Source organism: Flavobacterium amniphilum, from assembly GCF_023634845.1.
In the GTDB taxonomy this organism is placed as follows: domain Bacteria; phylum Bacteroidota; class Bacteroidia; order Flavobacteriales; family Flavobacteriaceae; genus Flavobacterium; species Flavobacterium amniphilum.
Window position 1 is genome coordinate 1 of sequence record NZ_JAMLJL010000056.1, and the last position, 631, is coordinate 631.

The 631-nt window shown below is 34.9% G+C and carries 1 protein-coding gene; it reads left to right on the top strand.

The genetic code is table 11. The features are described 5' to 3' along the window. On the top strand, nucleotides 1–269 hold a 269-nt coding region (locus NAT51_RS19645), incomplete at its 5' end, for an IS1 family transposase (protein WP_250601815.1). Between the last annotated feature and the right edge of the window lie 362 nt (nucleotides 270–631).

Genomic DNA, 631 nt, shown 5'->3' on the forward strand with positions numbered 1-631 from the left:
TTGGACGAAGGACTAACAACACATTGAATGTAGTTTTAAAAACGGTGAAGTTTTCCAATCCGCTAGCTGTATACACTGATAAGTTGAAGCATTACAAATATTTGCTGGATGCTCATGTTCATAAAACAAAGCGATTCGGTACTAATCATATTGAACGGATGAATCTTTCATTACGCACCCATTTAAAAAGACTGAACCGGAGAACGATTTGCTTTTCCAGAAGCCAATTGGTTTTGAAGTCGGTTTTGAAGATTTACTTTTGGGTGTAGTGAATTGGTTTGATTGAAGGATAATTAGACCTGACAGGTTTTTGAAAACCTGTCAGGTCTGGAATGTTCAAGTATTGAGACTGGATTTTGAGGAGTCAGATAATCCCTTGAATCATGGTTTTACAGAAAGTCAATCCTGTGGCAATTTCATTTTCAATTTTCTTTTTGCCACAACTTTTGTGGCAATTTCGTTTTAAGAAATGAAATTGCCACGGTTTTTTTTGGGGGCATTGCAGCCTACATAACAATTAAATATTCCAAAATAGTAAAATAAAAATCTGCGAATTTGCGGTACTGTAAATCATTATCAACCAAATTAAAAAATCAGTATTTACCCTGATTGCCCTGTAAGAATTTATCTC